Here is a 24,098-nt window from a genome sequence, read left to right on the forward strand (position 1 = left end):
CTAGCTCCTTTTATATTTATTGTATCCGAATTTATATAAATGATTTTTAAGTAATTTTTCTACTTTTTGCATATCATTTACGTAAAGCACACTTCCTCTCCTTAGTATCCTTGTTCTTTTAGTTTTTTCCTTACCTCTTCTTACCCCACGAAAAATTTCATTTTCACCGAAGATATAATCACAATACTCTTCTATCTCACTATCTACATACCCGTCACTCGTCAAAACGAATCTCTCAAAGCCCTCTTTTTTCTCAAATTCAGGCATTTTTAGTTCTTTTATTTCCTGAGTTAATTTAAAATAACTCCTATCTCCTCCAATCTTTACAATATCTTCCAAATTAATCTCTTCCTCCAGCTCGACAAAAAATCCAAACTCAAACCCCTCTTTTAATTTATATGCTTCACGCTGAAAAAACCCTTCTTCTTCAGAGTTTTTCTTAATCCCGACACTTACCACTTTTTCAAAAATATCACTTACACTTAAAGTGTCCTTATTTGAAATAAATTTATCATTTTCAAACTTTTTTGGATTTATTCCAAAATCAATAAATTTTCTTTTTCTACCGTTAAAACTGACTTCAATATCAGTTTTTTTAGGCTCTAAATCATTATCATTTGGAGCTTTATAAAAAGCTTCATCACCATTTAAAATAAAACATTCACTGATACCTTTTATAATACCGCTGTTTATTTTTTTTGAAAAATCAAATGCCTCACTTCCGACAAGCCTTACGACTTCAAGCCACTCTTTCGAGTCTTTTTCCTTTCTTTTAGGAAGTCCTACCCACTCTCCGTTTATATGAAGTTTCATTTTGCCTGTCTTACGCAAAATCTCCGCTCTTAACATCCCGAAAATTGAATGAGGCTGAGGGAACATAAAACTTTTGGCAAAAAAAGAAGCTTTGCCGTTTGAATCTTGATTATCTTTTCTCAAATCATCCCTGCTGAAACTCTGCTCACTTCCAAAGAAAAATTCCCCAAGAGGTTTTAATCTTATTAAATATTTCATTTTCTGCCTTTTAAAAGTTTTATAACACTAACTGCCGGAAAAACAAACTTCAGTTTATCAGGCTTAAGCTCTTCTTCTGAAACTTTTTTTCCTTCTTTTTTTTCTTTTTGAAGTTTTTCAATTATCTTTTTTTCCTCTTTATCTGTCAGTTCGATTAACTTTTTAATTTCTTCAAGCCCTTTTTTAAATTTTTCTTTGTGAATATTTTCATTAAAATAATTCTCAAAAAACGCATCATAACTGTCTATTAAATTGATCAGTTCTTTTAGCTCATTTAACTTATAATGAACTGAAAAAGGAACGTCAGATTTATCAAACAAAACATCTTTTAAGAGATTTTTAAAAACTTTATATCTTTCATCATCAAATCTTACCCTCAAGTCAAACGTCTGGCCGCTGTGTTTTCTCATTGTTATATTTACAGCGTTTTTTATCTCTTTTGCTTTTCCAAAAAGAGCATTTCTTGATAGATTCAGTGCTTCATTGAGAGGGAATTTGTAATAATTTATACTTATTCCGAAACTTAATGTAGTTTTATCACCTTTACTAACATTTTTATTATAAAACTCAAATTCTTTTTCATAAATATCTTTTAATTCATCCAGTAAATCAAAAATTGTTTTATCTTTATCATCCACTTTCATAATAACAGGAGCAAAAAACAGTAAATCATCCCCTCCTATAAAAATAGTATCGCATCCGTATTTATCCAAAACGTCTTTAGATTTTTTTCCGAAATTAAAAAGAGCTTTTGATACTTCATTTTCATATTTTTTTTCACCGTCCAGTTTTAAATTCTTGACCACCTTTCCGAGATTATCCCCGTCAGCGTGAACAATTGCGATATATTTATAAACCTGCTTAAAATCCTCTCCGAGTTCATTATCAAGTTTTTTATAATAATCACTGTCATCTTCCATATATCCGTAGTTTTTTCCGCCTGCCGCAGAAGCTATTTCAGGAATAGAGTGAAATCCTTTTTTACCTGTCTTTTTAACCAAAGATGAGCTTATAATATTTTCTCTAATCAAAAATCTGTCAATATAGTTTTCATAATCATAAACTTCTTCATTGTATTCGAGATTATCAAGTATTTCATACATTTCTATTATAGAATAATCGCTTTCTTCTTTTGCGGCAATGTATGTTTTTATATATTTTTTAATATATTCTTTTACTTTTTGCTCATCATCTTTTACGGCTTTTGCGATTAATCCGCCGAGGTTTTCTTTTTCTTTTTCTATTATCTTTTCAACTTCATCAATTGACATATCCCCTTCAAATATCAGTCTGTCATGATACATTCCGATTCCGCCGTCTTTTTCTTCAAAATTTCCATCCACATAAGGAATGATGAATTTTGCGTTTTTTTCATAAAGACTTTTGGCTATATTTTTCATTAAATAACTGAAAATATAACTCGCCGCCCAGATTTCCGCCGTTTTCTTACCTCTTGACAGTGTCTCAACAATAGGCCCTACAGTTACTCCGTAAATCATTTCCCCACCTTTTTCATATCATTTAAAACTCTTTTTAAAATTCTGTATTCATTCGATTCAACCCCGTTAGAGAGTTCATCGACTATCGTATTTTTATTTTTATACAGCCAGTTTAAAAAATCGTTTACATCAAACTTCTCAACCACATTCAAATCAAAAGAACATCTTCCGGCTTTTATTCTAAAAGGTTTATTTAAAAAACTTTCAAGTTTTTCTTCCGCTCTTTTTTCTTCGGAGATATAAACAGTATAACCGTTCGAATTTTTTATATATTTAAAAAAAAGAGGTGATTTGAATCTTTTTATATGAGGATTTTCTTTTTCAACTTTTACCCTGTAACTTCTCCAATCCTGTGAAGTAGAAAGCCCTAAAACATCTCTTACAATCCTTTCTTCCCCGTCCTTGGTTAAAATTTCGTCATTATTGTGCTCTATAGCCTGTTCTTTAAGTTTATTTGAAAAACATCTTTTTTTTATAGCTTTTTTTTCCCACACAATGTTTTTATCAATAAAATATTTCCATATTGCCGGCTTGATATAAAAAGGCGAGCTTTTTCTTTGAGATAAATTTATTCCGCTTCTTATAAATTTATAAAAAATTTCCATATATTTCATAACATCATTATAATTATTTTTATTTATTATTATTTTGTAAGTATTCGGATAAACCACAACTTTATCAAGAGAAAAAGAGCCGTATCCTTTATTTTGCCGTGTACCAAAATTAGTAACGCTTAAAAACAGCTTGAAATTATCTTTTATAGCTTTTATGATTTCAGGATTAAAACTGAAAAACTCAATTTCAGCTTCTTTTACAAACACAAGCCTTTTATCGCCGTTTTTATAATCATCCCCCATATTCCCAAAGAAAAAAGGCAGTTTATTATCTTTGTTTATCGGTCTGCTTTTGGAATGGTCTATATTTATATTTTTGATTTTAATTTTATAATCAAAATACTCTTTTTTTCCATCAGGTGTCTTAACTGAGAGATTTTTATATCCTTTTCCTAATAAAAACTTATCCAGTTTGCTTTTTAGTTCCGTAGGTCTTAAAGCAGGCGCAGAAATATTCTTTTCAAAATGAATAATAGGAGTATGTCCTATTAATTTAATGACGTATCTATTTTTATTCATTCTAATCCTTTTCTCCAATATAAAAAATTGTAACAAAAGATTTTTTGAATACTAATTCGATATTTATATATTTTTATAAAATTTTATAATTTTTAGTTAATTTTTTCTGCTAACAAACTAAACAAAACAAATATTACATTTTTAATACTTATTTTACTTACTTATTACATTTCTGTCTATTAAATTATATACACAAATATAGACAACGAATGTCGTTTAAAATTTTATTTTTACGTTAGTGTCTGTCACTATTAATTTAAAATGGAGGAAAAAGAAATTTTTCTTCCAAATAATAAGTAAATTTTTAATTGGAAAGAAAAAATAAAACTATGTTTCCGAGTAATAGGTAAATTCAATGATGGTGTGTGTAGCAGCGTTTGCTTTAAATCGTCTCGAAATCACTCTCTTTCCGAGTAATAGGTAAATTTGAGTATTTCGGAGTATTAGTATATGCAACAACTTTAATGATAATGTCTCGAAATCACTCTCTTTCCGAGTAATAGGTAAATTTTAACGATGATGAAACACAGTTAGTTAGTATTTGGTTCTCGTCTCGAAATCACTCTCTTTCCGAGTAATAGGTAAATGTGTAAGCGTAACTGTCTATGAAGACAAATTACACAAGTCTCGAAATCACTCTCTTTCCGAGTAATAGGTAAATCCCCGGCAAAAACCGGGATCGATTCTATTGATCTCGCTTTTCGTCTCGAAATCACTCTCTTTCCGAGTAATAGGTAAATAATTTCTTAGTAGGAATCGACTTTGAGGGAACGTATGGTGTCTCGAAATCACTCTCTTTCCGAGTAATAGGTAAATGAGGTTACCGGCGGTGAAACCGACCTTTATGCGATGTCTCGAAATCACTCTCTTTCCGAGTAATAGGTAAATAAGGAGGTTGCATGGCAATGATAATAGCGAGGCTAAAAAGTCTCGAAATCACTCTCTTTCCGAGTAATAGGTAAATAGCCTATATTTCGGAAACTTAATTTTAGCATATTTTTCTTTAACTACCCTTTTCCACCAATTTACCGATCACTTTAAAAAAATCGGAAAATCTAAACTTTTTTACACCTCTCAACTTCAACGTTTTGCTTATAGTTTGCTTAAAGTATCCTATCTGTGGAACTTTCTTTAATCCAAAAAGTTGGAAAATCGAATAATATTTTTTTGTTTTTTGTCAATTTGCCGACTTTTTGTTTTTTTATCTGTTACTAACAGCCTATTATCGGGTCTTTTAAAACAACGAATTTTCAAAAATCGGAAAATCGAATCTCTTTAAAATATATTTTAGTCGATTTGCCGACTTTTTTCAAGCCGTTTTTACCGTTCTCGGGCTTTTCAGGGCTTAAAAAGTCGGAAAATCAAAAAAAACCACCAATAAGATCAAACACTTTTGAATTTTTAGTCAAATCAAATGATTTACTCTCACAGTTTTTACATATATGGTAAAACCTTACACTGTCATATTTTTTCGAAACGATTTTTTTAAGTTCTCTTTTAATAATATTCAATTCTTTTATCGAAATATCCATCTCAAATACCGAAAAATTAACTCGAACACCATATCCTTCAAGCAAGTCGGATACTTTTTTCCTTCTTTTATTATCTGTTATATCGTATGCAACAACATAATACATCAATATCTCCCTATAAAAGGTCTATAAGTTTTATTTTCAACAATATAATTTTTAAATTCGTATGCTTGTGAATATATTATGTTTTCTATCTGCATAGATTTATTTTTATATTCTACAAAAGTCGCCAATCTTTCATGAATGTTTTTTGATATATTTCTTTTACTCTCAATATCTAATAAGCCGTTTTCAACCTTAATATGTTCTTTTTTATTAATCATAGCTACTATAGTTCTATCGACTATATAAGTTCTAAAAAGTTCCATAAAATCAAACACCAAAGTCGGTTTTGTTCTATCCAACGAATGAAGATATGAAATATGTAAACTAAGACCGGCCATTATTAACGCATGCTGAATTTTTCCATACAAAACAGCATATGCATAATTAAGAGCTGAATTTATTTCATCACCTGCTCCTTTTGTTATTCTTTCAAAATTTTCATTATTTATCAACTTTCCTATACCATTCCAATATACAGCCGCCGCACTTCCTTCATAACCCATAAGTTCATTTACAGTTTTAGCTTTATTTAAATAATTTATAATTTTTTTTATATTTTTTATTTCGTAATCTGTTTTTTTATGATATTTATTCATATATACAAGAAAATTCTTTTGATTTCTAAGTTTTGCGTATATAAATTTTTTTGCAATATTTAAATGCTCTGGAGTATTTAAAATTAAAGCTTGTTTATGTATTAACTGAGGTATTGAAGAGTTGTAAAACGTAATACTGGCATACGGATTAGCATTTTTATCAATAAAATCAATAGGTATATTTAATCTTGAAGCTTTATAGAATACATTAGAAGAAAGAGAAAAACCCTGAGATTCGATTATTATACGTTTAATTTTGTTTAAAGGAAAATATCTAATAACTTTACCGTATTTTTTCAAAACGAACCTGTTTTTAGATATTCCTAAACTCATTCCGTATCCTGAAATATGCATTAATCCGGAAAGTGATAGTTTTTTTGCATATTTTGATCGTTGTGTATTTAAAGAAGCTTTCACACTTTTTTTCAAAGTATATGCTCTTTTTAATATAATATCAATTACACGATTTTTTGCAGCAAAAATATTAAGAGATTTCATACGGGTTAATTTTTCTTTTATTTCAATTTTTTTATATTTTTCTTTTTTATTAATTACAGCTTTTACTAAAACATCTATCAGTAAATTTTTTATTTCGTCTTTTGCCGCCGTATTGTTTCTAATAATATGAATATAATAATTTGAAATCAATGTAAAATAATTATCTATTTTTTCAAAAACATCTTCTTCGTTTACAAATGAAAAAAGTTTTTGTTTTATTTTTTCAAACCTGTCGTTATCAAGTGTTCGGTACTTACCTCTGAAATAAACTCCCAAAAAACTAAATCCGTTTCTGATATGTGTTATGTATGTTTTTTCTTCATTAAGAGAAAGTTTTATTATTTTCAGAAATCTTTTTAAATTTCTTAAAACAAATTCCGCTTTTTGCTTTGAGTAGGCAAAAACCACAAAATCATCGGCAAACCTGACAAAATCAATATAATGTCTTTCTAAAAACCTATCCATTTCATTAATATAAATATTTGAAAGGATTGGTGAAATTACACTACCCTGATCAACTCCGGTATCATGTTCTATATAATTGTTTTTAGTATCAAAAGAACCTATTTTTAAAAAATAAATTATATATTTTATAATTATTTCATCTTCAATTTTATTTCTTAACAGTTTGACTAAAATTTCATGATCAATATTTTCAAAAAAATCCTTAATATCTGTTTTGATAACATAACTATAACCTCTGTTAATATAATCACTCACTCTATTTAATGCTTTAACTGCTGATTTACCCGGCCTGTATGCATATGATTTGTTACTAAATTTTTTTTCGTATAAATCGCTTAAATATTTAGACAATATTTTTTGAACTATTTTATCTTTGGTACTGCTTAATTTAATCGGTCTTATTTTTTTATTTTGTTTCAAATCTATTTTTATTAACGGATCTGGAATATAAGTTCCTGAAACGAGTTCATTATGTAAATCTATAATATTTTCCTCATTATTAAAAAATTCAAAATAATCTTCCGGTTTTCCTATCTCTTTTGCAGCCGATTTTAGATTTTCCACCGAAAAAATATCTTTCATTTTAATCCTTTAAAAAATCATAAATATCCCTTGCAGTGTGTGAAGACAGATTTACTAGTTTTATATCAAAGCTTTCGGCTCTTTTTTTTATCATCTCTTTAATTTTGCTTTTTAAAGAAACTATTACGGCTTTTGAATCATAATCAACCATTTTTTTTAATGCTGCATATTTATAGACCACATCATTTATATCCAATGTTTTCGCTTTATGTTTACATTCTATAATATGCAAATGATTGTTCTTTATTACTAACACGTCGTATTCATTTTTAACGTTATTATCATATACGACTGTACTTACGGCAATATCATCAAAATCAAAATTTTTTAAAAGCAGATAAATATAATATTCAAAAAGCCCTCCTGTTAAAAGCTGCTTATCGGAACTAAAAGAAAGCCCCATTTCATTCAAACATTTGTAAATATTTGGAAAATTATATTTTGTTGGTTTTTTATATTGACTTTTATATCTTTTATCATATGGGTTAACAGTTAGACAAAATTTAAAAAGCCTATACTCATTATGATAGTTTTCAAAAATTTTTTTTATGAATTCTTCATTTTTAACTGCAAAATTAAGATCGCCATGAAAAAACACCTCCACCCCTTTAAGCAAAAAATGCTCCTGTATATTCATAGCTTTAGCCTGTCTTCGTTCAATTATACCTCTGCGGTCCAAAACATGATATTCATTGTCAAAAATATCGTAAGAAACAAACTTTACCCCTTTTGGCAGCAGCTTCTGAGTCATTACCGTATTTAAAGCGGCAAGACCGTCACTTATATTGACATATATTTCCCCGGCAGAATTTTGAATTATATATTCACAAACCTTGTCGATAGCACTGCTTGAATCTTCGTCTATTATTACAAAATGTTGAGTAATGTTTTTATTTTTTTTAAGACAAAAATCTCTCACGCCATTTTTAAATTTTTTAGCATAATAAGAATCTCTTTTCGAATTGTCAGATATGATTATATGCGTTGTGATTTTATCGGAAAAGTCATAAAACACAGGAGTTACGGAAGAAAAAAAATCACCTATCACACTTACTAAAGTCATAATACGCCTTTTAAATTTTAATTAATTTATAATTTCTTTTGCAATCTTTTCAAGTTTTTCCTGAAGACGGGAAGGTGAAATAATTTTCATATAAGGCATCCACTCTTTTGCCAAAAGTAAAATCTCATTTTCATCGTTAATATAATATCTTAAAATAAGACCTTCTTTAGTGTCCTTTAAAACAGTCTGGGAATCTAAAAATTTTTTGGCCTTAAAATGTCTTTCAACCTCCTGATCCACAAACACGACAACTTCATATTTCGGTTTGTCGTATGCGCTCATTAAAGACTGGAAGTTTTCTATAAACTCGAGCAAATCTTTATTTTTTTTGAACTCTTTAGGTTTCAATTCAACCTTTTTTATAAAATTCAGCCTTAAAAATTTTACTCCACCGTTAAAATTGTCATTATCCTGTGTCACTAAATACCAGTTTCCTTCCGCAAAAACTATTTTATGCGGTTTTAAATTTTTAAAAACCCTTAAACGTTCGCTGTCGTATTCTATATCTATCATCTGAGAATATTTAATCGCCTTTTTTATTTTTTGGAAAAGAGAGAAATTCATAATCTCTTCAAACGGTGAGAGTTTAATATAAAAAAGCTCGTCATCGATTATTCTTTTCAATATTTTTTCATCTACGTTAAAATATTTAAGCAGTTTAGGATTAAATGCAGCCACAATATTTGCAAACTTTTCAAAATCCTCATAATCTTCCTGATTTAAAAGAATTTCTTTTACTTTACCAAAATTCAAAAATTTATAACAGCCTCTTTTTTCTGTTACCAGTTCTATATCGAAAAATTCACTTATATCTTCAAGATACCTCTGAACCGTTCTGACGCTGACTCCTAATTTTTCAGCATAGTGTTTAGTGCAAATCGTGTTTAATTTCGATAAATCTTTCAAAATCTGCAATATGTTAAATACTTTTTTATCTTTCATCCAATTCCCCGTTCAAAACTTTTTTGACATAAACGGCATATTCCACCGGAAATAAAATTTCTTCGATTATTTTATCATTTATTTTTTCAAATAAAGGAATATTTTGCTTAAAATCCGAATAATTCAACTGGGTAAACACCACATCTTTTATAAAACTCAAATATCTGACACCTGCTTTTTTATTAAGCCCGATTAACATATTCATATAGTTATGGTCAAGCAGATATCTGGCTTCCACCTGATCGGCACTGTATACGTCGAATACTTTTTCAAACTCCGGGTTGTCCAGTTTCACTCTGTATTTATCATAAGTAATTGGAATTATCTCATTCAGATGAAACCTTGAAGGCTCAATAATCAAGTAATTCCTTATAAATCTGTTATGTTTTAACACTGCCAAAAAACCTGCATATTTTGTTACCGTTTCTGTTTGCGTATCTCCGTCGCTGTCTTCATATTCCTCTTCTTTTGTGAATTTAACATAAGCCAGTTTAAAATCGTCTCCCACAATCAAATCATAAGAATCATAATCATCATATTCAAAATCAAAAAAAGAGCTGCTTAACGCTTCTTTCTCACTTAAACCGTCTTTTGGAAAATAATGTAAACCGTTAGCTTCCAAAACAGGCTTTAATATTTTTTTTATAAAAGCCTCTTCATAATTATCAACGGCATTTGCGGCAATACCGATAACAACAAACGCCAAAACCGCTCCAATCGCATAATGCCACCAGAGAACGGAAAATTTAAACGTTACAAACGCAATTACAGGAACTATAACAACAGCGCTAATAACTTTCAGTAAAGCGGCTTTTCTCAATTGATTAACAGCTTCCATTTTCAGCCTTTAAAATAATCGGCTACATTAATATTCTCCCGCTCGGTTTCAGAAATTTCAAACACTCTTTTACGTTTCCACCCCATTATTGAAGCCAGTATATTTGTCGGAAACATTTCTATCGCGTTGTTGTAATCCGTTACAGCCTGGTTATACGCCCTTCTCGCAGCAGATATCTGATCTTCCACGTCTTTAACGGCAGTCTGCAGCTGCATAAAATTTTCACTTGCTCTTAACTGAGGATAATTTTCAACATTTACAAACAAGCTTCTGAGATATTCGCTCAATCTGTTTTCAAGTTCGATTTTTTCGTTTTCGTCATCGGTATTAAGTATTTGAGACCGTATTTCCGTTATTTTCGTAAGCAGGTTTCTTTCGTGTTTCATATATTCTTTAACGCTTGCTACTAGATTTGGAATCATATCCACTCTTTTTTTCAAAAGAGCGTCTATCGAACCGTACATATTTTCTACCATATTTTTTCTGGCAATCAGCGAGTTATACATCATAATAATAAGCAGAATAAAGAAAACGGCTCCTCCGATTCCCCAATATAACGTTACTCCCCAATGCATCTCTTTCTCCTTTTTTATTGACATTATAGGAGAATTGCAAGACAAAAAATGACGCTTAACTTAATATTTATTCTTCATCGTTTTTCAACATCGCAATATCCGCAAGATCTTTCGATATTTCCTTTTTAGGTTTGATTCCAGCTTTTTCTTTAAGTATTTCAATTTGTCTTATTACGTTGCCTCTTCCGGAAGTGAGTCTGTTTTTGGCATTGTCAAATGACTTTTGGGCGCTTTCAAGAGACTTTCCGACTTTTTCGAAATCTTCCGTAAAGCCTCTTACTTTATCATAAAGATTTTCTGCGGCTTTTACCACTTCATCAATATTTTTGGCCTGTCTTTCAAATCTCCAGCTGCTCTCAATAGCTCTTAACGATACCAAAAGAGTCGTAGGAGAAACAAGTACCACCCTTTTCTTAAATGCATACTCAAAAAGCCCAGGATCGTTTTCAAGCGCCAGCATTAGCGCATTTTCGATAGGAACGAACATAAAAATAAAATCAAGGGAATTTACGCCTTTAAGATTTTCGTATTTTTTTTCGGCAAGCGAGTCTATATGGTTTTTAAGCGCCTGAATATGTGCTTTGATATACGCTTTATCTTCCGTTTTTATATATTCCTGATATGCGTTAAGAGAAGTTTTGGCATCGATTATCACATCTCTGTTATTCGGAAGATGAACGATTACGTCCGGACGGTATCTTTTATTGTCCTCGTCGTTTAAACTCACTTCCCTTTCAAATTCTCTGCCTTCTTCCAGACCGCTTAATTCAAGCACCCTCTCAAGAACAAGCTCACCCCAGTTACCCTGTGTTTTACTCTCGCCCTTAAGCGCTTTTGTCAGGTTTTCCGCATCGGTTGAGAGTTTATGGCTTAGTTCTTTTAGGTTTTTCAGTTCGTTTTGCAATGCGCTTATTTTTTCTGCTTCGTCTTTGCTTAAAAATTCTATTTTTTCTTTAAACTCTTTCATCTGGTTTTGTAAAGGGTTCAATATTTGAGAGAGGCTTTCTTTTGAGGTTTTTGTCATTTTTTCGTTTGTTTTTTCCAAGATTTCGTTTGCGAGGTTTTCAAACGATTCTTTCAATTTTTCCTCGCTTTTTTTGAGAAGCTCCAGTTTTTCTTCAAAAGATTTTTCACTCTCTTCAAGTTTTGTTTTCAACTCCTGGTTTTCTACGGAAAGTTTGGAGCTTAACTCCCTTAACCGCTTTAGTTCCTCATAAACATTTTCAAGTTCTCTGGTTTTTTCAAAGAGCTGTTTTTGAGCTTCTTCATATTTGGTTTTTAGTTCCTGAAGCTGAATGTTAAGGTTGGAGTTTTCTTTTCTTAAATTTTCTATTTCTTCTTCAAAACTTCTATTTTTTAATTCTTTTTCCGTTAACTGACTCTTCGCTTCTTCATATTTAGTCTGAATTTCTTTTAAAATTTCTTTATTTTTTATATATTCGCTTTCAAGCAGTTCATGTCTGCTTTTGTATTCGTTTAAACTTTTAATCTGCTCCTCTTGTATTGCGTTTTGCGTTTTTTCATACTGCAGGGCTGCATTAATCTCATTCAGTTCATCTTCTTTCTTTGAAAGCTCTTCCAAAAGTTTTTCGGCTTTTTTTCTCAAAACAAACGCCGTAAATCCCACAGACAGAACCAAAGCCCCTAAAATCCCGATTATTAAATAAATATTTTCCATTGCTCCCCTTTATATTTTCTTTTCAAATTCTCTTAGCAGTTTTCTTCTTTTTTTCACGTCCGGAAGATACCTCTCCACCTCATCCCAGAATTTATTCGAATGGTTTTTATGCTTTATGTGAGCCAGTTCGTGTACTACCACATACTCTATCAGATCTTCCGGAAGCTGCGCGAGATAATAATTGAAACTTATACTGTTTTTAGGGCTGCAGCTGCCCCATCTTGTTTTATTAAATCTGAAAGAAACCCTGCTTGGATACAGATTCATTTTTTCAGAATATGTTTTTACATATTTCAAAACTGCAGGAGGCAGTTTTTCTTTAAACAGCTCTTTTACATCAGCTCCGTTTTTATCGTATTTTTTACCGAAAAGATAAAAAAACTCTTTTTCGGAAAGTTTATGAATAATATGCTCTGCATGTTTTAGAATAAATTTTTCTATATGTCTTTTAGGCACAAATCCGTTGCACCTTATTTCCACAAATCCTTCTTTTACTTCCAGATACAGATTTTTAATAGGTTTTTTAACTATTTTATATCTTATTTCAGCCCCGTTGAAAAAAAGTCTGTCCATTTATTTTTTCTTCATAAATTCAACGATTTTACCATGAAATCTCGCATAGCACAAATTCAAATCATTCTCGTAAACATCCGATAGTTTATCCCAGTTTTCTTCAATTCCTCTTTCGCACCACTCTCTCATTTCATCATACGTTTCAAATTCATATCCTTTTTTCTTAAGAAGCCTTCTGGTATATGCGTCTACTACCATTATATCACGTCCGCATGCATAGCAAAGAATAGAATCGGCCGTCTCAAACCCTATGCCTTTTTGTTCAAGCAGCCACTCTCTGTTTACATTTTCCCTGAAACTATCAAAACTGCCAAAATTCCTTAGAATATTCCGGCTCAAAGCTATAAGGCGCTTTGACTTTTGATTGTAAAAACCCGCCGGTTTTATAATTTCAGACAAAAATACCGGGTCTAAACATGCAACATCTTCAATTCTCCATTCACCATTTTCCATTTTCCATTTATTAAGGGCTTTTTCGACGTTTTCCCATTTTGTATTTTGTGTCAAAACGGCTCCGACCACCACTTCAAACGTGCCGTAATTCGGCCACCAGTATTTAGGCTTGTTTATTAAAAGATTTTTGCTTCTTAGTTCTTTTAGAAGCTCGTAAGAATTGCTAAATTCCAACTTCAACCTCCTGGGAAACATACAACTCGCCCTCACCAACGGCTTTAAACTTTTTAGCCGATACGCTCTTATTTCCGTCGGTTTTAATAAGCAGCGCCTGAAAAATAGCCTCGCATTTTTCTTTTACGTCAAAATTATGCTTAAGACCTGTCAGCATATGGGCAATAGGCGCTTTCGCTTCCATGCCAATTACGTTATCCCTGCAGCCCGTAAGACCTATATCCGTCAGATAACAGGTTCCGTCCTCTATTTCCAGATCATCGGTACCGATATGCGTATGCGTACCTACCACGGCTCCCACCCTGCCTTTTAGCATAAGATACATAGCTCTTTTTTCTGCTGTGGCTTCCGCGTGGAAATCCACAAAAATAAACTTATCTTTTCCTTCTACAAATTGATTGAGCTCTATAAACGGGTTTTTGCCGTAAGGCATCGCAAATATCCCCATTGCACTTATTACGATAATATTATCGTCTTCATAATACCATTCTCCCGGAGCTTCAAAATAATTCAGCGGTCTTAATATTTTTTTTTCTTCAAGCAGCGTAAAAGCGTCTTTTTTCTTATCAAAAGTATGATTTCCTCCCGTAAAAATATCCACTCCCGCAGTTTTCAATTCTTTATACACTTTTTCCGTCACACCAAAACCGTGCGCCGCGTTTTCGTAATTAGCAATTACGTAATCAATCTGATACTCTTTTTTTAAAGAGGGAAGAAATTTTTTAACCATTTTTCTTCCCGGTTTGCCTACAATATCGCCTATAAAAAGTATATTCATTAAAATCCTTTGGTAAAATACTAAAATGAAAAAGTTTATTTTATTTATAATTATAATTAATTTATCGTTTGCTACAGACAAGATTGTATACAAAAAAACAAAAACAGAACAAAACACCTTATATGAAACCCTAATTTCTATAAAAAAAGGGCTTATCAGCAACGTTAATTTTTTTATACCCGATTATTTGAAAATAAACCCTAAAGAGTCGTTTTTTCATTTTAAAATAAGCTATGATTCGCTAAACAGCAAGGTCTCAACCTCTCTGTCACTGCATTTAAAACTTCCGGGTTTAAAATTTTCCCACATTATCGTTAAAAATAAAACGACAAAACAAAAAAATTTAAAAAAGCAGAATCCGCAGACCAAAAGTTTATATACCTCATTGACAATAAGACCCTATTTAAGAATAAGAGATTCCAAACTCAAATTTTTTATAAAAAACAGCTTTTTGATTCAAAAAACTTATTATCTTACTTATGCGTTTAACCAGCAGTTTTATTATTACCCTTTTGATAACTACTGGGAAGAATATTCAATAGTAATTATCAAAAAAAATCCTTACACATTCAATACCACCGTATCAAGAACAAAAAACGATTCGTTTTTTACATACACTTCTGGAATTTATAAATCGTTTATTTACAATAAAAGGCTTTATGTTTTAGGATACTCTTTTACGGGCTATACCGACAGGGCTCCTTTTTGCTATTCTCATAAACTGAACCTTGTTTTCAGGCATATTATCAGATCCAAAAGAATATATATAGAATTCGAGCCTTATCTTCTATATTCCAAAACATACGATTATCACTTAAAAGAAGCGGTAAATATAAGTTTAAATTACAAATTTTAGATAAAATTTCATAAAAAAAGGTATTTTAATGATTAAAGCGTTAAGAGGAATGAAAGACATTGAGGACCCTCGTTTTTTAAAAATATTCGATACCGCCAGGGAAATTGCCGAAAATTACGGATATTCATACATAGAAACCCCTATTTTAGAAGAAACGTCTTTGTTTAAAAGAAGTGTGGGAGAAAGCAGCGACATAGTAAATAAAGAGATGTATCAGTTTATAGACAAAGGGGGCAACGACGTCTGCCTAAGACCCGAAGGGACGGCGGGAGTTGTCAGAAGCTTTATAGAGCACAAATACGACAGACAGCAGACTCCTAAAAGATTTTGGTATTTCGGACCTATGTTCAGATATGAAAGACCGCAAAAAGGAAGACTGAGGGAATTCCACCAGTTCGGAATTGAAAGCTTCGGAGAGCCTAGCATATACGAAGATATAAACATCATTGCCCTTGCGGCGGATATTTTCGATTCTTTGGGGATTGATTACACTCTTAAAATCAACTCTTTGGGATGCAGCGTATGCATGCCTGAATACAGAAACAAACTGGTTGAATTTTTAAATTCGCACAAAGAAGAACTCTGCGAAGACTGTCAAAGAAGAATTACCCAAAACCCTATAAGAACACTTGACTGTAAACAGCAAAGCTGTCAGGAGATTCTAAAAGACGCCCCAAAAATTACGGACAACCTCTGCGAAAACTGCCAAAAAGACTTCGAAACACTGAAAAAAGGTCTTGAAAATCTCGGTATCAGTTACGAAGTGGACAAAAACCTCGTAAGAGGTCTTGATTATTACACAAAAACGACTTTTGAATTCGTATCAACCGAAATCGGAGCCCAAAGCGCAATATGCGGAGGAGGAAGATATGACAGGCTGGTTGAGTTTTTAGGAGGGAAATCCACACCGGGAGTCGGATTCGCAATAGGAGTGGAAAGAATTCTGGAACTTGTTAGAACAGACGAAATCAGAGACGGTATATATATGGGTGCAATGCTTGACGAAGCTTTGCCTTTTATACAAAAAGAAGCAAAAAAACTAAGACACAACCAAAAAGTGTTCGTAGAAACAAAAACAAAATCTTTAAAAGCGCATCTTAAAGCCGCAGACAAAGGCGGATACAAAAAAGCTCTTATAGTAGGTGAAGAAGAACTAAAAGAAGGAAAATTTTTCGAAAAAGAGCTATAATTAAATTAAGTTAAACAAAGGCTTAACATGAACTACGGAATAGATATCTGGGGTGCCAACAATTTCTTTATAGAAAACGGCAAACTGAAAATAAACTACGGAAACCAGCCGGCTCTTATAGACATAATAGAAGAAATAGAAGAAAAAGGGATAAAAGGGCCTATTCTTCTCAGATTTCCCCATCTTATAAGAAAACAGATAAATTCCATATACACTTCTTTCAACAAGGCGATTAAAGAGTTTGATTACAAAGGAAAATTCCAGGCGGTATTCCCGCTTAAAGTAAACCAGTTTCCGACTTTTTTAAAACCTCTCATTAAAATAGCTCATAAATACAATTACGGACTGGAAGCCGGAAGCAAGGCGGAACTTATCCTGGCAATGGCTTATAACAACAAAAACGCCCCTATCACAATTAACGGATTTAAAGACAAAGACATGATACGCCTGGCATTCATAGCCGGTTTTATGGGATTTGACGTAACTATTACCATTGAAGGACTGAATGAACTCAAATCCATTATAGAAGTCAGCACCGAATACCATAAAATGCCGGTAAATATCGGTATCCGTATCCGTCTTCATACAAGCGGCGTCGGGATATGGGCTAAAAGCGGGGGGATTGAGAGCAAATTCGGACTAAGCTCTACCGAAATTATAGAAGCCATTGAAATACTCAAACAAAACGGCATACTGGACAAACTTAAAATGATCCATTTCCATATCGGCAGTCAGATAAACGATATATCACCGCTTAAAAAAGCTATCCGTGAAAGCGGTAACATATATGCGGATTTAAGAAAGCTCGGAGCCAAAAACCTGAGCGCCATCAATATTGGCGGAGGACTTGCGGTAGAGTATTCACAGTGGGAGGAAAAACGTGACAAAAACTATTCAATTGAGGAGTTCAGCAACGACGTTGTGTATCTTTTAAAAGAAATTTCAAACAAAAAACAGGTTCCTATGCCTGATATTTTCACTGAAAGCGGACGATTTATCGCATCGCCTTCCACTATATTAATAGCACCGGTAATCGAACTTTTTTCTCAGGAATATACCGAAAAATCCTTAAGGTTAAAAAACAAAAACCCCGATCTGGTGGAAGAACTGTTTGATCTTTATGATACACTTAACGAAAGCAACTATATTGAATATTTCCATGACGCTCTGGATCATTTTGAAAGTCTGCTTACACTTTTTGATTTGGGATATATAGACCTTATAGACAGAAGCAACAGTGAAATTCTTGTGCATCTTATAATTAAAAAAGCTCTCAAATTCGCAACTTCCAGAGGATTTAAAAACAAAGAGCTTAAATCCATTAACGAAAAAATACAGGAAAAATACCTTGCAAACTTTTCTATTTTTCAGAGTCTGCCTGATTTTTGGGGACTCGGACAGAGATTTCCTGTTATGCCTATAACAAAACTGAATATCAGCCCAAACAGAAGTGCGACTATATGGGATATCACCTGCGACAGCGACGGAGAAATACCTTTTAACAAAGAAAACCCTATATATTTACATGACGTTGACCTGAACAAAGAAAAATATTATTTAGGATTTTTCCTTGTAGGAGCCTATCAGGAAATTCTGGGCATGAAACACAACCTTTTCAGCTTCACAAATGAAGCTATCGTAAGTTTTGACGAAGAAGGAAACCACCAAATAGAATTTCTTGAACCGACCCAAAAAATAAGGGAAATATTAATCGATCTTGATTATGATATAAACGAACTTGAATGGAGATTAAAAGACAATATAGAAAATAACATTAAAAACGAAGAAAAACAAAAAGAGATTTTTGGAGAGCTTTTACTGCTCCTTAACGATATGGTTTATCTGAAAGATTAAAGATTGTTTTCCTGAGAAGGCACTATATCTTCTCTTTTTATCAAATTATCCACTTTTAAAATAGTAATAATTCTTCCGTCATCCATTCTTCCCACGCCTTCAATTATATCGTCTTCATTTGAATAAGTATCCGGAGGAGGAAGTATGTTTTTTTTCTTGATTCTAAGAGCGGAAGTAAGTCTGTCGATAATAAACGCCACATCCTCGTCTTTTATTTTCATAACGATAAATCTTGTATTTTCATCAATATCGTTTGCGGAAACTCCGAATTTTATTCTTAAATCTATAAGTGGAAGCACGTTACCCCTTAAGTTAAACACGCCTAATACGTAATCAGGAGTAAACGGAACCCTTGTCCATTCTATAGGTTTAATAATTTCCTGAATGGATAAAATAGGCACGGCAAATTCTTCTTCACCCACTATAAATCCCACTAACTGTACAATCTCTTCAGAAACGTTTTCTTCCGGCTGCGTGAGAGACTGTTGCTGCTGTTTTACGATTTCGTTTAAACTTCCCATTTTTTACCCTTATAATCCAAGATTTCTTCTAACTACATTTTGTAAATATTCAGGAGTATACGGCTTTGTAATATATTCGTTCATTCCCACTTCAACACCTCTTACCCTGTCTGATTTTGTAGTTCTGCTCGTAACCGCTATTAAAGGCAGTTTTCTGTATTTGTTATATTTTCTTATTTCCTGCGCTAACGTATAACCGTCCATTCTAGGCATTTCAATATCTATAAGCATTGCGTCGACTTCATTGTTTTTAAGCATCTGAAGGGCTTCTACGCCGTCTTTTGCCTCTATAAGATTCACTCCGAGTTCTTCAAGCGCGTTTCTCATAATTTTTCTATCCATTGCGCTGTCGTCCACAAGCATAACGGTATAATCGCTAGGTTTTTCTTTTTTCTTTTTAGCTTCGTTTAGAGATTCGGTTACTATTTTTTTGTTATGAGTTTCTTTTGCCAGCTTCATTAAAGTACCCACGTCTATAATAAGCGTAACCCTACCGTCGCCTCTGATAGTAGCACCGGCAATTCCAGGAATACCTTTTAAAAATTCGCCCAGTGATTTAATAACAATCTCTTCCTGACCTATAAATCTGTCTACAATAAGACCTATTTTAGTGGCACCGAGTCCTAAAATAACAACATACAGATATTTTTCAGGCTCTAGTACTTTTTCAATTTCAAAAATATCCGCCATATTTACAAGCGGAAGCACTTCTTCACGAAGTTTAAGTACGCTTTTTCCTTCAATTGTATAAATATCTTCTTCTACGATTCTCACCGTTTCTATAACGTTTGAAAGAGGCACGGCAAAAAGATCTTCCTGACTTGCCACAAGCAGAGCCTGAATAATTGCAAGAGTTAAAGGAATTTTCAATTTGAACGTGCTTCCTTTACCCGGAGCCGAATCGACTTCAATAATACCGTTAAGTTTTTCAATATTCGTTTTAACAACGTCCATTCCGACTCCGCGTCCTGATACGCTTGTAACTTTAGCAGCTGTTGAGAATCCTGGCTTAAAGATAAGCATAAACGCTTCTTTATCGCTCATATTAGCTGCTTCACTTTCGGTAATAATTCCTTTTTCAATCGCTTTTCTTTTTAAGACTTCAGGATCCATACCTTTACCGTCGTCTTTAATTTCGATAACGATCATATTACCTTCGTTATAAGCCCTAAGCCATACAGTACCTTCTTCCGGCTTTCCGAGTTTTTTTCTCTCTTCCGGCGGTTCAATACCGTGGTCAACGGAATTTCTGATCATATGCACAAGAGGATCGCCTATTTCTTCGATAATTGATTTATCAAGTTCAGTATCTTCACCTTCGATAATCAGTTTAACTTTTTTACCGAGTTCGCGTGAAAGGTCTCTGACTAAACGAGGGAATTTGTTAAATACTTTACCGATAGGAAGCATTCTTGTTTTCATAACGGCGATTTGAAGGTCTGTAGTTACTATAGAGATACTTGACACAACCTGATTAAGTTCTTCAAGGAATTTTTCGCCTTCATATCTTTCTTCTACGTCGTTATAAATTTTAATAAGCCTGTTTTTGGCAAGAACAAGCTCACCTATAAGGTTCATTAACTGGTCAAGTCTTTTTACGTCAACCCTGATAGTCTGTTCGGCCACGGATGAAATCGCTTTTTTGACTTCTTTTTTCTTCTGTTCTTGTGTTAGCTCCTGTTTTTTAGCAGGCGCTATTTCTTTTTTTTCTTCTTTTTTCTCTTCTTTTGTCTCTTCAGATTTCTTTTCTTCTTGGCTTTGTTCTTTTTTATCTTCTTTAGGTTCGGTTTTGCCGCCTTTGTTTCTAAGCTCAACTAAATGTTCAAGCACCGCATCGGCTTCTTCGGGAGAAAGCGAATCAAGATCTATTTCATCGGCATTTTCAAGAGTTATGTCTTCTAAATTGATATTGCCTATTTTTTTAGGTTTTTCTTTTTTGTTTCTAAGCTCAACTAAATGCTCAAGCACCGCATCAAGCTCTTCAGGCTCTAAAGAATCAAGATCTATTTCATCTGCGTTTTCCAGAGTGATTTCGTCTAAATTAATGTTTCCGACAATTTTAGGTTTATTAGAAGATTCCTGACTTTCAGATTCGGCTTCTTTTTTATTTTCTCCGTTTACAATAGCGTCAAGTTTGACTACGATAGGCTCAATATCTATATCCGGAGCCGAATCGTCGCCGTTGTCTCTTATGTATTCCAAAATACCTTTCATGGCGTCTACGGACTCAAGAATGACGTCCATTATTTCAGGAGTGATGGTAAGCTCGCCTTTTCTTGCTTTATCCAGCACTGCTTCCATGTGATGCGTAAGTCTGGTTAACTTATCAAAATTTAAAAAACTTCCGCTTCCTTTAATCGTATGCGCGACTCTGAATATTTTATTAAGAAGATCCAGATCATCGGGAGAGTTCTCCAGCTCAACAAGATCCTGGTCCATCTCCTCTATCATTTCAAAAGCTTCTACAAGGAAGTCTTCTAATAATTCTTGAATTTCATCCATAGCCTACCTTTCTTAAGAATTATTTTCTTTATGGTTTTGTAAAATATCCGCAATCTGCTGATAAAATTTATTTGAATCGAATTTAACAAGATATCCTTCAGCACCTACGGCCTTACCTCTTATATCGCTGAATGCGTCGGAAATAGACGAACTGAACACAAGAGGAATATCTTTAAATCTTTCATCCGCATGTATTTTAGCCGCCATATGATATCCGTCCATTTTAGGCATTTCAACGTCGCTAAGGATAAGTTTTAATTTGTCTTTCAAATTTTCCCTGTATACTGCATATAACTCTTCAAGCTTTTGAAGGCCTTCCTCTCCGTTTGTTGCCTCAATAACTTCAAATCCCATTTTTTCAAGCGCGTCTCTTTCTATTCTTCTGGCCGTAGCAGAGTCGTCCACAAGCAATACCATACCGCTGAATTTTTGAATAGAATCCAAATCAACGTCTTCAAGATTTGCTTCAAAAAGCCCCATTTCTTCAACAATACTTTCCAAATCAAGTATTAAAAGAATTTCGCCGTTTTCTATTCTTGTAATACCGGTGATTTTACTTCTGTCCAGTTTTCCCTGGCCGACACCGAACTGAGCCGGTTCGATATCCGCCCAGCTGATTCTTCTGATTCTTTTAGCGTCATGAACGATAAAACCTATAAGGATATTATTAAATTCCGTAATAATCACTCTTTTTTTAATAGGAGCCTCATCTTCGCTCGGCACCGTAATTCCCATCCATTTTGCCAGATCAACGACAGGGACAACCACTCCCCTTAAATCGAAAATCCCTTCAATATAATCTTCGCTTCCAGGCAGCTCAGTGAGTTCAGGCATTTTTATAATTTCTCTTACTTTAGCAACGTTAATACCGTAAACACCTTCATAAATACCGCCGTTCGGTTCTTTTTTATAAAGTCTGAAATCGACAAGTTCTAATTCGTTAGAGCCTACTTTTAGCGTTTTATCGTCCATCATATCCTATTTCCTTTATTATCGGATTATTGTCTAATTGTATTAAAATATAGCTTTTAGTGCAAATAAATGCCGGCAAATTTATATACTCTCTGTCTTGAAAATGTAATATTCTGTTTTGATGGTAATGACCTTCAATAATTATACCATAATCGTATAATTTTAACTTTTCTTTAATTTTTTTTTCAAAATTTTCAAGCTTTTTACAGCTTATTTTTTTAGAAAGAATTTTTTTAAACATCCAGTTGTTTATGAAGTTCAGGGAAATCACATTCAATATTTTTTCAACTGTTCCGTTTCTTATAATTTTCACATACATTCTGTACAAAGAATCGGTATCGGTTAAATCGCCGTGCGTTAAAAAAATATTTTTTTTATCGTCAAAAAAAGCATCGGCAAAAACCGCGTTTGGAAAAATTTTTTCTATATTAAAATCATGATTTCCCGGAGTATAAAACACTTCCGTTTTTTTAGAGAGTTCGTTTATAAGGTTTACGGCTTCTTTATTATAATTTTTCAAATAGGCAAAAGGCAGAAGAAGATGAAAAACATCCCCCAGAAAAAACACCTGAGGAGGCGGGTTTTCAATCCATTTTTTTAAAAGATTTAAAAACTTTTTATCCCCTTTTTTATAATGCACGTCGGCAATTACGGCCGCTTTGTCTTTCAGTTCAATTTTTTTAACTTTTAATTTTTCACTTTTCACTTTTCACTTTTCACTTTTACGGAACATAGGCTATTTTAGGCAGTGCGAGCCCTTCTTCAAATCCGAACATAAGATTTGCGTTTGCAACCGCCTGGCTGGAAGCCCCTCTTAAAAGATTGTCGATTACACTGTTAATAAAAAGCATATTGCCGTTTTTAACGGCAAAAATATCGCAGTAGTGCGTACCCGCAACGTTTTTAATTTCCACCGGTTTATCGCTTATTCTTATAAATTCTTCATTTTTGTAGGTTTCTTGTAAAATTTCTAACGGGTCTATCTCTTTTTTCAGTTTTGCATATACGCTAACCTGCATTCCCCTCGTAATCGGCAGAAGCTGCGGAACAAAAGTGACATTTAATCCTGTTTTTTCTTTTATTTCAACCGAATGGCGGTGTTTTACAGGGTTATAGGCAAAGAAATTCTCATTGTCTTTTACAAAATGAGTAGTCGAGCTGAGCTTCTTGCCCGCTCCGCTTACTCCACTTTTGGCATCTACGAAAACACCGTCTTCAATATACTCTATAAAAGGATAAATAGCCAGTATGCTGGCTGTAGGATAACATCCAGGATTTGCAATTAAACTTGCTTTTTTAATATACTCCCTGAAAATTTCAGGCAGTCCGTATGCCGAATTTTCAAGATTTGCAGGATCGGTATGAGGACAGTAATAATCTTCGTAATTTTTCTGATTAAGCCTGTAATCCGCTGAAAAATCGACTATTTTAGTTTTGCCGTAAAGCTCTTTTACCAGCGCCATAGCTGTTTTGTGAGGAACGGCAAGAAAAACCAAATCATATTTCGCCAGTTTTTCGGTATCGGATTTTTGTATTTCACATTCAAACACGCCTTTAAGAGAAGGATAAATTTTTTCTATTCTCTCTCCTCCTTCGCTTCCGAAAAGCCCTGATATTTCAAAATAAGGATGGTTTAACAGTATTTTTATAAGCTCCAGCCCCGTATAACCGCTCGCTCCAACTATTGCCACACTGATTTTTTTCATTCT

General features: G+C 33.1%; 21 protein-coding genes and 1 CRISPR repeat array. Of the genes, 3 read left to right on the top strand and 18 right to left on the bottom strand.

Annotated features, from left to right (window positions below; genetic code table 11):
• The 13 genes from ACZ5EP_RS05780 to ACZ5EP_RS05840 all read right to left on the bottom strand — a co-directional run bounded on the left by ACZ5EP_RS05780 (position 1) and on the right by ACZ5EP_RS05840 (position 14,495).
• Positions 1 to 1,011, bottom strand: coding sequence for a type III-B CRISPR module-associated Cmr3 family protein (locus ACZ5EP_RS05780; RefSeq protein ID WP_464508345.1), 1,011 nt, complete (start codon positions 1,009 to 1,011; stop codon positions 1 to 3).
• Complete coding sequence (locus tag ACZ5EP_RS05785) at positions 1,008 to 2,510, bottom strand: Cas10/Cmr2 second palm domain-containing protein (protein ID WP_464508346.1); 1,503 nt, start codon at positions 2,508 to 2,510, stop codon at positions 1,008 to 1,010. The genes ACZ5EP_RS05780 and ACZ5EP_RS05785 overlap by 4 nt, the downstream gene beginning before the upstream one ends.
• Positions 2,507 to 3,643: a hypothetical protein gene (locus ACZ5EP_RS05790; protein ID WP_464508347.1), complete on the bottom strand. Its 1,137-nt coding sequence runs from the start codon at positions 3,641 to 3,643 to the stop codon at positions 2,507 to 2,509. Before ACZ5EP_RS05790 ends, ACZ5EP_RS05785 begins: the two co-directional genes overlap by 4 nt.
• Before the next feature lie 389 nt (positions 3,644 to 4,032).
• A CRISPR array of direct repeats spans positions 4,033 to 4,607; the repeat unit is 37 nt; unit sequence GTCTCGAAATCACTCTCTTTCCGAGTAATAGGTAAAT.
• Between the two features lie 397 nt (positions 4,608 to 5,004).
• Complete coding sequence (cas2, locus tag ACZ5EP_RS05795; protein WP_464508348.1) at positions 5,005 to 5,280, bottom strand: CRISPR-associated endonuclease Cas2; 276 nt, start codon at positions 5,278 to 5,280, stop codon at positions 5,005 to 5,007.
• Positions 5,280 to 7,421, bottom strand: coding sequence for a CRISPR-associated endonuclease Cas1 (gene cas1 / locus ACZ5EP_RS05800; RefSeq protein ID WP_464508349.1), 2,142 nt, complete (start codon positions 7,419 to 7,421; stop codon positions 5,280 to 5,282). The genes cas2 and cas1 overlap by 1 nt, the downstream gene beginning before the upstream one ends.
• Position 7,422: 1 nt before the next feature.
• Positions 7,423 to 8,484 carry a Card1-like endonuclease domain-containing protein gene (locus ACZ5EP_RS05805; RefSeq protein ID WP_464508350.1) on the bottom strand — a complete coding sequence of 354 codons (1,062 nt, stop codon included), beginning with the start codon at positions 8,482 to 8,484 and terminating at the stop codon, positions 7,423 to 7,425.
• A 21-nt stretch (positions 8,485 to 8,505) separates the two neighbouring features.
• Positions 8,506 to 9,426 (bottom strand): helix-turn-helix transcriptional regulator, encoded by a 921-nt coding sequence (locus ACZ5EP_RS05810; protein ID WP_464508351.1) that lies wholly within the window; start codon positions 9,424 to 9,426, stop codon positions 8,506 to 8,508.
• Positions 9,416 to 10,264 (bottom strand): DUF3137 domain-containing protein, encoded by an 849-nt coding sequence (locus ACZ5EP_RS05815; protein ID WP_464508352.1) that lies wholly within the window; start codon positions 10,262 to 10,264, stop codon positions 9,416 to 9,418. Before ACZ5EP_RS05815 ends, ACZ5EP_RS05810 begins: the two co-directional genes overlap by 11 nt.
• 2 nt (positions 10,265 to 10,266) lie before the next feature.
• Entirely contained in the window at positions 10,267 to 10,839 is a 573-nt protein-coding gene (locus tag ACZ5EP_RS05820; RefSeq protein ID WP_464508353.1) for a LemA family protein, read from the bottom strand.
• Between the two features lie 67 nt (positions 10,840 to 10,906).
• Positions 10,907 to 12,517, bottom strand: a complete 1,611-nt coding sequence (locus ACZ5EP_RS05825; protein ID WP_464508354.1) for a DNA recombination protein RmuC — start codon at positions 12,515 to 12,517, stop codon at positions 10,907 to 10,909.
• 9 nt (positions 12,518 to 12,526) lie between these two features.
• The gene (locus ACZ5EP_RS05830; RefSeq protein WP_464508355.1) at positions 12,527 to 13,090 is read right to left on the bottom strand and encodes a M48 family metallopeptidase; all 564 of its coding nucleotides are present in this window, start codon (positions 13,088 to 13,090) and stop codon (positions 12,527 to 12,529) included.
• Entirely contained in the window at positions 13,091 to 13,717 is a 627-nt protein-coding gene (locus tag ACZ5EP_RS05835; protein WP_464508356.1) for a 3-methyladenine DNA glycosylase, read from the bottom strand.
• On the bottom strand, positions 13,707 to 14,495 hold the full coding sequence (locus ACZ5EP_RS05840; RefSeq protein WP_464508357.1) for a TIGR00282 family metallophosphoesterase: 789 nt from the start codon (positions 14,493 to 14,495) through the stop codon (positions 13,707 to 13,709). The genes ACZ5EP_RS05835 and ACZ5EP_RS05840 overlap by 11 nt, the downstream gene beginning before the upstream one ends.
• Before the next feature lie 25 nt (positions 14,496 to 14,520).
• On the opposite strand from ACZ5EP_RS05840, the gene ACZ5EP_RS05845 reads away from it, so the two are divergent.
• The 3 genes from ACZ5EP_RS05845 to speA are packed head-to-tail and all read left to right on the top strand — an operon-like array spanning position 14,521 to position 18,394.
• The gene (locus ACZ5EP_RS05845) at positions 14,521 to 15,351 is read left to right on the top strand and encodes a hypothetical protein (protein ID WP_464508358.1); all 831 of its coding nucleotides are present in this window, start codon (positions 14,521 to 14,523) and stop codon (positions 15,349 to 15,351) included.
• 28 nt (positions 15,352 to 15,379) lie between these two features.
• Positions 15,380 to 16,540: a histidine--tRNA ligase gene (hisS, locus tag ACZ5EP_RS05850; protein ID WP_464508359.1), complete on the top strand. Its 1,161-nt coding sequence runs from the start codon at positions 15,380 to 15,382 to the stop codon at positions 16,538 to 16,540.
• Positions 16,541 to 16,567: 27 nt separating this feature from the next.
• Entirely contained in the window at positions 16,568 to 18,394 is a 1,827-nt protein-coding gene (speA, locus tag ACZ5EP_RS05855; RefSeq protein ID WP_464508360.1) for a biosynthetic arginine decarboxylase, read from the top strand.
• Here speA and ACZ5EP_RS05860 read toward each other — a convergent pair.
• The 5 genes from ACZ5EP_RS05860 to argC are packed head-to-tail and all read right to left on the bottom strand — an operon-like array spanning position 18,391 to position 24,095.
• Entirely contained in the window at positions 18,391 to 18,915 is a 525-nt protein-coding gene (locus ACZ5EP_RS05860) for a chemotaxis protein CheW (RefSeq protein WP_127679463.1), read from the bottom strand. The genes speA and ACZ5EP_RS05860 overlap by 4 nt on opposite strands.
• Before the next feature lie 9 nt (positions 18,916 to 18,924).
• Positions 18,925 to 21,417, bottom strand: a complete 2,493-nt coding sequence (locus ACZ5EP_RS05865) for a hybrid sensor histidine kinase/response regulator (protein WP_464508361.1) — start codon at positions 21,415 to 21,417, stop codon at positions 18,925 to 18,927.
• A 12-nt stretch (positions 21,418 to 21,429) separates the two neighbouring features.
• Positions 21,430 to 22,392 carry a chemotaxis protein gene (locus tag ACZ5EP_RS05870; protein ID WP_464508362.1) on the bottom strand — a complete coding sequence of 321 codons (963 nt, stop codon included), beginning with the start codon at positions 22,390 to 22,392 and terminating at the stop codon, positions 21,430 to 21,432.
• Positions 22,379 to 23,095, bottom strand: coding sequence for a UDP-2,3-diacylglucosamine diphosphatase (locus ACZ5EP_RS05875; protein ID WP_464508363.1), 717 nt, complete (start codon positions 23,093 to 23,095; stop codon positions 22,379 to 22,381). The genes ACZ5EP_RS05870 and ACZ5EP_RS05875 overlap by 14 nt, the downstream gene beginning before the upstream one ends.
• 16 nt (positions 23,096 to 23,111) lie before the next feature.
• Entirely contained in the window at positions 23,112 to 24,095 is a 984-nt protein-coding gene (argC, locus tag ACZ5EP_RS05880) for an N-acetyl-gamma-glutamyl-phosphate reductase (RefSeq protein WP_464508364.1), read from the bottom strand.
• Between the last annotated feature and the right edge of the window lie 3 nt (positions 24,096 to 24,098).

The sequence above is a fragment of the Nautilia abyssi genome (assembly GCF_055388085.1).

Bases quoted from the DNA above. Each gene is read 5' to 3' on its own strand.
- ACZ5EP_RS05780 (WP_464508345.1), bottom strand. From the start codon at position 1,011: ATGAAATATTTAATAAGATTAAAACCTCTTGGGGAATTTTTCTTTGGA.
- ACZ5EP_RS05785 (WP_464508346.1), bottom strand. From the start codon at position 2,510: ATGATTTACGGAGTAACTGTAGGGCCTATTGTTGAGACACTGTCAAGA.
- ACZ5EP_RS05790 (WP_464508347.1), bottom strand. From the start codon at position 3,643: ATGAATAAAAATAGATACGTCATTAAATTAATAGGACATACTCCTATT.
- cas2 (WP_464508348.1), bottom strand. From the start codon at position 5,280: ATGTATTATGTTGTTGCATACGATATAACAGATAATAAAAGAAGGAAA.
- cas1 (WP_464508349.1), bottom strand. From the start codon at position 7,421: ATGAAAGATATTTTTTCGGTGGAAAATCTAAAATCGGCTGCAAAAGAG.
- ACZ5EP_RS05805 (WP_464508350.1), bottom strand. From the start codon at position 8,484: ATGACTTTAGTAAGTGTGATAGGTGATTTTTTTTCTTCCGTAACTCCT.
- ACZ5EP_RS05810 (WP_464508351.1), bottom strand. From the start codon at position 9,426: ATGAAAGATAAAAAAGTATTTAACATATTGCAGATTTTGAAAGATTTA.
- ACZ5EP_RS05815 (WP_464508352.1), bottom strand. From the start codon at position 10,264: ATGGAAGCTGTTAATCAATTGAGAAAAGCCGCTTTACTGAAAGTTATT.
- ACZ5EP_RS05820 (WP_464508353.1), bottom strand. From the start codon at position 10,839: ATGCATTGGGGAGTAACGTTATATTGGGGAATCGGAGGAGCCGTTTTC.
- ACZ5EP_RS05825 (WP_464508354.1), bottom strand. From the start codon at position 12,517: ATGGAAAATATTTATTTAATAATCGGGATTTTAGGGGCTTTGGTTCTG.
- ACZ5EP_RS05830 (WP_464508355.1), bottom strand. From the start codon at position 13,090: ATGGACAGACTTTTTTTCAACGGGGCTGAAATAAGATATAAAATAGTT.
- ACZ5EP_RS05840 (WP_464508357.1), bottom strand. From the start codon at position 14,495: ATGAATATACTTTTTATAGGCGATATTGTAGGCAAACCGGGAAGAAAA.
- ACZ5EP_RS05845 (WP_464508358.1), top strand. From the start codon at position 14,521: ATGAAAAAGTTTATTTTATTTATAATTATAATTAATTTATCGTTTGCT.
- hisS (WP_464508359.1), top strand. From the start codon at position 15,380: ATGATTAAAGCGTTAAGAGGAATGAAAGACATTGAGGACCCTCGTTTT.
- speA (WP_464508360.1), top strand. From the start codon at position 16,568: ATGAACTACGGAATAGATATCTGGGGTGCCAACAATTTCTTTATAGAA.
- ACZ5EP_RS05860 (WP_127679463.1), bottom strand. From the start codon at position 18,915: ATGGGAAGTTTAAACGAAATCGTAAAACAGCAGCAACAGTCTCTCACG.
- ACZ5EP_RS05865 (WP_464508361.1), bottom strand. From the start codon at position 21,417: ATGGATGAAATTCAAGAATTATTAGAAGACTTCCTTGTAGAAGCTTTT.
- ACZ5EP_RS05870 (WP_464508362.1), bottom strand. From the start codon at position 22,392: ATGATGGACGATAAAACGCTAAAAGTAGGCTCTAACGAATTAGAACTT.
- argC (WP_464508364.1), bottom strand. From the start codon at position 24,095: ATGAAAAAAATCAGTGTGGCAATAGTTGGAGCGAGCGGTTATACGGGG.